The organism is Mycolicibacterium houstonense, from assembly GCF_900078665.2.
GTDB lineage: Bacteria > Actinomycetota > Actinomycetes > Mycobacteriales > Mycobacteriaceae > Mycobacterium > Mycobacterium houstonense.
This window is the reverse complement of the sequence record NZ_LT546207.1, coordinates 1,131,840-1,138,069: the sequence shown is the minus strand read 5'-3', so window position 1 is coordinate 1,138,069 and position 6,230 is coordinate 1,131,840. Positions and strand designations below refer to the sequence as shown.

Genomic DNA, 6,230 nt, shown 5'->3' with positions numbered 1-6,230 from the left:
GCTCCGGCCGTCGCGGGGGACTCGCCCAAGGCGTTGCACGAGCTGCCGGCCGAGGTCGCCGCCCCGATCGTCAACGCCTATGCCGAGGCGCTCGACCTGGTGTTCCTGTGTGCCGCGCCGGTGGCGTTGCTCGGCCTGATCGTGGCGTTGTTCCTCAAAGAGGTCCCGCTGCTCGAGGCCGAGTCCACGCTGGCGGCCGATCTCGGCGAGGGCTTCGGCATGCCGAGTTCGGAGTCGGCGGATCAGGTGCTGGAGAACGTCGTGAGCCGGCTGATGCGGAACTCACCGGAGATCCGGCTGCGCACGGTGGCCGGCGGACCGGGGTGCGAGCTGGATGTCGCCGGGTTGTGGGCACTGCTCAAGATCTACCGGCACGGCCAGATATTCGGCTCGGCGCGGCTTACCGAGATCGCCGACCGGCTCGTGGTGCCGTTCGAGGTGCTCGAGCCGACCTTCAACCGGTTGGTGCAGGACGGCTATGTGCTGCGCACCGGCGACAACCTGTGGCTCACCCAGAGCGGGCGGCGACAGGTCGACGGGGTGTCCGCCGCGCTGGTCGGGCGGATCGTCGACAAACTCGGCGAATCACCGACGTTCGAGGGCCGTCCCGACCGGGCGCAGGTGGAGGCCGCACTGGAGCGCATCGCGCACCGGGTGGTGGTGCAACGCGACTGGGGCGACGACGATCGGGCCGAGGAGCTGACCGGCTCGGGAAGCAAAAACTAGAACTTGTTCCAGAATGGCCGCGTCGCGCGTACGATTCGGCCATGAGCCGTATCGGAGAATTTCCCGACGACGACGTGGCCGGCTGGATCCTGAAGTCTCCCGACATCGGTACCGCGATGGCCAACTTCACCAACGCGGTCTACACCAAGGGTCGGCTGCCGCTGCGGGTGCGCGAGCTCGCGCGCATGGTGATCGCCCTCGACAACGAATGCATGGTGTGCCAGAACACCCGTGACGCCGAGGGTGCCGCCGCGGGTGTGGACGAGGACCTCTACGACCATGCCGCCGAGTGGCAGAGCTGGCCGGGTTACAGCGCGCAGGAGCGGATCGCCGCCGAGTTCGCCCACCGGTTCGCCACCGATCACACCGGGCTGCGTGACGACGAGGATTTCTGGGAGCGGGCCGGCGGGCAGTTCGACGCCGAGTTGCTCACCGATCTGGCGCTGTCGTGTGCGATGTGGCTCGGCATGGGGCGGATGCTGCGCACGCTCGACATCGGCCAAACCTGCAAGATCACGCTGTAGCCGGCGCCTGACGGGCGCACAATGAGCTCGTGACAGCTGGATCGTCAGGACCAGCCAAACCGCTAGCTGCGGCGGCCATCGCCCAGCTGGAGTCCGATGGTGTCACGACCCTGATCGGCACCGTCGTCAACCCGGCTGGGTTGACGCACGCGAAAACCGTTCCGCTGCGCCGGATGGGGATCTTCGCCGACCCCGGTCTCGGTGCCAGCCCGGTTTTTCACGCCTTCACCATCGACCAGACCGGCATCGCGATGAGCGAGGCCATCGGCGTGGTGGGCGATCAGCGGATCCGGATCGATCTCGGCGCACTCCGCATCCTCGGTGACGGATTGGCCTGGGCCCCAGGGGCTTTCTACAATCAGGACGGTTCGCCCGATCCCTACTGCACCCGGGGTGTGCTGCAGCGGGTGCAGGACCGGTTGACGGCCGCCGAACTGACCGCGCAGGTCGGGCACGAGGTCGAGTTCGTCCTCGTCGGGCCCGACGGGAGCCGGTTGCCGTCGCTGCTGTGGGCGCAGTACGGGCTGGCCGGCGTGCTCGAATTCGAGGGATTCGTCCACGATGTCACCGATGCGGCGAATGCTTCGGGCGTGGCCATCGAACAGTTCCATCCCGAGTACGGGGCCAACCAGTTCGAGATCTCGCTGGCTCCGCTGCCACCGGTCGCCGCGGCCGACCAGTTGGTGCTGATGCGGATCATCGTCGCCAGAGTGGCTCGGCGACACGGGATGCGGGTGAGCCTGTCGCCGCTCCCGTTCGCCGGCGGCGTGGGTTCCGGTGCCCATCAGCACTTTTCACTGGGGCTGGGTGACGCCCCGATGTTCTCCGGTGGTACCGGGCGGCAGGGGATGACCCCGCAGGGCGAGTCGGCGCTGGCCGGACTGCTCGCCGGGCTGCCTGCCGCGCAGGGCGTGTTGTGCGGGTCGGTGCTGTCCGGGCTGCGGATCCAGCCGGGCTACTGGTCGGGCGCCTTCAACTGCTGGGGAACCGAGAATCGCGAAGCGGCCGTACGTTTCCTGATCGGTGGCCCGAGCAACCCCTACGGCGCCAATGTCGAGGTGAAGGTGATCGACCCGTCGGCCAACCCGTATCTGGCCACAGCAACCGTGCTCGGCCTGGCCCACCACGGCATCACCCAGGGGCTGAGGTTGGGCCCCGACGTCCAGGTCGACCCGGCCTCGCTGAGTGACAACCAGCGTGCCGACGACGGGATCGTGCAATTACCGAGCCGTCAGGCCGACAACTTGGACGCGCTGGACTCCTCGACGCTGATCCGGGACATCCTGGGTGATGGGGTGGTGGATGCGGTGCTCGCGGTTCGCCGTTACGAACAGGAGAAGTTCGGCGACTGGGACGACGAGCAGCTCACCGAGCGGTTCCGGATGGCCTGGAGCGTGTAAGCGTTTGTGCGCGGGCCGCGACGGCAATACCGGTGCCATGATCGGAACACTTCGCTCCATCGTGCTGGATTGCCAAGACCCCCGCGCGCTGGCCGCCTTCTACGCCGAGGTGCTCGGTGGTGAGGTGACCGCCGAGGACGATACTTGGCAGGTGGTCACGGACCCGTCCGGCCGCCGCGTGGCCTGCCAGTACTCGCCGCAGCACGAGGCCCCGGAATTCCCCGATCCGCGGGGATCACAGCAGATCCACCTGGACATCCAGGTGGAGGATCCGGATGTGGCCCAGCGTCAGGTGTTGGCGCTCGGCGCGACGCGCGTGCCGGATGCGGTCGAGGACAGCGACTTCCGCGTGTTCCGTGACCCGGCAGGCCATCCGTTCTGCCTGGTCTGGGGTATCGGCTGACGGGGTGACTCAGACCAGCCCGGTCGCGTCGAACACCCAGGACATGTCGGCGGTCGCGAAGTTCTCCAGCCAGTCCGGCGGGGCGTGGTTGGCCAGTGCGCCCATGTCCCAGTAGTCCTTCCACAAGGTGACCTTGCCGTTCTCGACGCGGTGCACCGAGACGAACTGCAACACCGCGGATTCGCCGGTGACCCAATGCCATTCCTCGTGGTGCTCGTACATGGCATCGGTGCCGTTGTCCACGAGCAGGCCGGAGAAGTTCTCGTAGGAGGCCAGCGGCTCGAGCCCGATCTTCAGGCGTTTGACGATGTCGTCGGGTCCCTTGGCGGCCGCGGCGGGCCCGACGGGCATGTCCAGATAGATGCAGTCCTCGGACAGGTACGTCTTCAGCAGATCCCAGTTGCGGTCGGACAACGCCTTCCACATGCTGCGAATGGTTTCCTCAACGGACACTGGACAATTCACCTTTCTCGGCTGACACCGCGGGGGCGTGGTGTGCTGCGCGCAGGAACCGGCCGGTGCGTTCGGTGCCCACCAGGCCGGTGAGCCTGCCGTCGGCGAACACCGTGCGGCCGCCGACGAGCACCGCGGTGACGGTGTCGTCGTTGCGATTCACCATGCGCGACAGGCCGCCGTAGTGGTCGACGGTCTCCTCGGCGTAGGCGTCGAGGGAGTCGTCGAGTCGCTCCGGGTCGATCACCACGACATCGGCGCGATCCCCGATGCGCAGGTGGCCCGCATCGATCCGGTACCAGTCGGCGAGCTCGCCGGTGAGCCGGTGCACGGCCTGTTCGGCGGACATGAACGGAGTCCCGGCCCGCTCCGCGTCGCGGACGTGCCGTAGTAAGCGCAGCCCCATGTTGTAGAAGGCCATGTTCCGCAGATGGGCACCGGCGTCGGAGAATCCGAGCTGGATACCCGGATCGCGGGCCAGCTTCTTGAGCACCTCGGGCCGGTGGTTGGAGATGGTGGTGCGCCACCGCAGCGCGGTGCCGTGCTCGAGGACGAGATCCAGGAAGGCATCGACCGGGTGCAGCTCGCCCCGCTCCTGGCCGACCTGACCGAACGACTTGCCCACCACCGATTCGTCCGGGCAGGCGACGATCTCGGCGTCGAAGAAGTCCCGGTGCCACACCCGCACCCCGAACTTGCTGTCGTAGTCCTTGCGGAACGTGCGCCGGTAGGACTCGTCCCGCAGCAGCTCATTGCGTTCGACCTCGTCGCGCAGGTGCAGAGCCGCTGCGCCGGAACCGAACTCCTCGAACACCACCAGGTCGATACCGTCGGCGTACACCTCGAACGGCACCGGCAGATGCTGCCAGCGGAAGTTCCCGCCGAGCGCATTGGCCGCGCGGGCCAGTGGCCCCATCATCCAGATCGCGTACGGGTTCGCCTTGATGTCGGCGGCCGAGAGCAGGCTGGTCTTCAACGGCCTGCGGAACAGTCCGAGGGACTGGGCCACCTGCGAGGCCAGGTTGAGTGGATTCTGGATGTCCGGCCCGGATTGCAATACCCGGCCGGCGCGGCGCAGCATCGATTTGAGCCGACGCAGCTCGCGGGGTTTGGCGTAAGTCGACGGCAGGGTGCGGGACCGGCAGGTGTCACCGTCGATCTTGTCGAAAAGCAGTTGCTGTGAGGACATTCCGACGAAGCCGGCGTCCAGAGCCTCCGCGAGCATCTGCTCCATGCGGGCCTGTTCGGCGGCGGTGGGCCGCTCGTCCTTCCGGGTGGCCCGGTCCAGTCCCATCACCGCGGTCCGCATGTCGGAGTGGCCGATGAAGGCGGCCAGGTTGGGGCCGAGCGGTAGTGCCTCCAGCGCGGCGATGTACTCGCGGCAATTGGTCCAGGTCTTGTGGCCGTCGACGGCGGCGATCACCTGATCCCGGGGAATGGCCTCCACGCGGCCGAACAGGTCGCCGGCGTCGACCCCGCCGACGTGCACGGTGGACAGTGAGCAGGAACCGAGCATCGCGGTGGTCACGCCGTGGCGCAGGGATTCCGACAGGGCCGGCCCACCCAGCACCTCGACGTCGTAGTGCGTGTGGATGTCGAGCATCCCCGGCATCACCCACTTGCCGGTGGCGTCGATGACCTGGGGGCAGTCGGTCTCATCGAGATCTTCCGGGGAGATGGCGACCACGTGGCCGCCACGGATTCCGATGTTGCGCATCGCCGACGGTGCGCCGGTGCCGTCGAACCAGCGGCCGTTGCGAATGATTGTGTCGAAGCTCACCCAGACATAGAACCTGCCTGGTGACGCCAGTGTCAACGAAAATCGTGAACAGATTTGAAAAATTGTCTACTGCCCTGGCGGCGAGGCGTTGACGTGCGGCTATAACGGTGCCCAGGCATCCGGGACGCGCCCGTCGAGGTCGGTGAATCCGTAATGACGGGCCAGGGTGGCCGAGCTGACCGATCGCTGATTCCAGCGGGCCCGATCGGGGTCGGCGGCTACCGCGGCGACACCGCGGCCGACGAATCGCGGTGACTCGGATTCGGCGAAGCCCGGTGGTGCGGCCGGGTAGCCGTCGTCACGCGTCAGGTCGAGCGCGCACCGCCAGGTGTCTTCGGTGACGCCGTAATTGTCGAGCATCATCTCCGAGCGCAGCCAGCCCGGAGTGACCGCCACGGCAGTGGCGCCGAACGCCGCGAGCTCGTGCCCGTGACTGAACGCCAACCTGTTGACGGCGTTCTTCACCAGGTCGTAGAACACCGACAGCCGCGGATTGTCGGCGTTGAATTCGGTTGTGCCATCCGTGATCTCCACCAACAGGCCGCCGGGGCGGTCGGCGAGCATCGGTAACAGGCAATGCGAGGTGATCAGGTGGGTGTCCAGGCCCAGGCGGAGCATCCGCAGCCCGTCATCGAGATCGTGCTGCCACATCGGCCGGCCCCAGGTATCCGGCGGCCCCTTGAGCACCTCGGCGCCCCAGATGTCATTGACGAGGATGTCGATGTGTCCGTAGTCGGCCTTGATGCGCCCGGCCAGCATGCGCACCTGGGTCACCTCGAGGTGATCGACCTTCACGGCGACGCCGGAACCGCCCAGCGCGGAGACCAGTTCGGCTGTCTCCTCGATGGTTTCGGGCCGGTGGTAGTCGGAGTCGCGGCTGCCGCACCGGCTGCTACGCCCCGTGCACACGACCGTCGCGCCGGCCTCGCCCAGCGCCGCGGCGA

7 protein-coding genes are annotated in these 6,230 nt (G+C 67.5%); 4 read left to right on the top strand and 3 right to left on the bottom strand.

What is annotated here, in order from left to right:
• The 4 genes from BN4332_RS05690 to BN4332_RS05675 all read left to right on the top strand — a co-directional run.
• Positions 1–726 (top strand): helix-turn-helix domain-containing protein (locus BN4332_RS05690; RefSeq protein WP_494337814.1); only part of this gene is annotated, 726 nt, incomplete at its 5' end.
• A 41-nt stretch (positions 727–767) separates the two neighbouring features.
• Entirely contained in the window at positions 768–1,250 is a 483-nt protein-coding gene (locus tag BN4332_RS05685) for a carboxymuconolactone decarboxylase family protein (protein WP_066897583.1), read from the top strand.
• Between the two features lie 29 nt (positions 1,251–1,279).
• Complete coding sequence (locus BN4332_RS05680; protein ID WP_066897582.1) at positions 1,280–2,650, top strand: type I glutamate--ammonia ligase; 1,371 nt, start codon at positions 1,280–1,282, stop codon at positions 2,648–2,650.
• A gap of 37 nt (positions 2,651–2,687) precedes the next feature.
• The gene (locus BN4332_RS05675; protein WP_066897581.1) at positions 2,688–3,053 is read left to right on the top strand and encodes a VOC family protein; all 366 of its coding nucleotides are present in this window, start codon (positions 2,688–2,690) and stop codon (positions 3,051–3,053) included.
• A gap of 9 nt (positions 3,054–3,062) precedes the next feature.
• Here BN4332_RS05675 and BN4332_RS05670 read toward each other — a convergent pair whose 3' ends face one another.
• The 3 genes from BN4332_RS05670 to BN4332_RS05660 all read right to left on the bottom strand — a co-directional run.
• Positions 3,063–3,479 (bottom strand): nuclear transport factor 2 family protein, encoded by a 417-nt coding sequence (locus BN4332_RS05670; protein WP_200820378.1) that lies wholly within the window; start codon positions 3,477–3,479, stop codon positions 3,063–3,065.
• 16 nt (positions 3,480–3,495) lie between these two features.
• Positions 3,496–5,286 (bottom strand): N-acyl-D-amino-acid deacylase family protein, encoded by a 1,791-nt coding sequence (locus BN4332_RS05665; RefSeq protein WP_066897579.1) that lies wholly within the window; start codon positions 5,284–5,286, stop codon positions 3,496–3,498.
• 99 nt (positions 5,287–5,385) lie between these two features.
• Positions 5,386–6,230 (bottom strand): SDR family oxidoreductase (locus BN4332_RS05660; RefSeq protein ID WP_066897578.1); only part of this gene is annotated, 845 nt, incomplete at its 5' end.